Source organism: Levilactobacillus enshiensis (assembly GCF_007115095.1).
GTDB classification, from domain to species: Bacteria; Bacillota; Bacilli; order Lactobacillales; family Lactobacillaceae; genus Levilactobacillus; species Levilactobacillus enshiensis.
In genome coordinates this window covers 115,235-115,686 of sequence record NZ_SULH01000012.1, presented here as the reverse complement: position 1 = coordinate 115,686, position 452 = coordinate 115,235, and the positions used below count along the sequence as shown (strand labels likewise).

The following is a 452-nucleotide window of genomic DNA, read 5'->3' as shown; positions in this document are numbered from 1 at the left end:
AAAAAAGCCGAGCAAGTCGATCCAGATCAGTTATCACTTTTAGATGAGGACGACGGTGTTTTTACCGAGCCAGAGCAAACTGGCGAAGAAAACCAAACAGATCAAGTACAGCCAACGAAAAAGCGTAAAAGGACGCGGCAAGAAACGCTAAGCCCTGATTTGCCAGTTCACAAGACTATCGTTGATGTTGCGACTAAGCAGTGTCCTCACGGACACTGCTTAGTTTCGATTGGTACAAAATTTGTTCGTCAGGAGCTGCATTTCCAACCAGCCAAGCTTTTTGTCGAGGAAGTTTACGCGAAGACCTATAAGTGCGGAGAATGTGAAGCCATTGATGGCCTAGCTAAAATGATTCAGGCACAAGTACCGAAGCCGCTAATTCCACATAGTTTAGGTTCCACATCACTGATAACTGAGATCATTCATCAGAAGTTTGAGCAAGGGGTTCCCGT

At 45.4% G+C, this 452-nt stretch carries 1 protein-coding gene; it reads left to right on the top strand.

Annotated elements, in window-relative coordinates; genetic code table 11:
* The coding region (locus FAY32_RS14680) for an IS66 family transposase zinc-finger binding domain-containing protein (RefSeq protein ID WP_191988188.1) at positions 1-452 on the top strand (452 nt) is incomplete at both ends.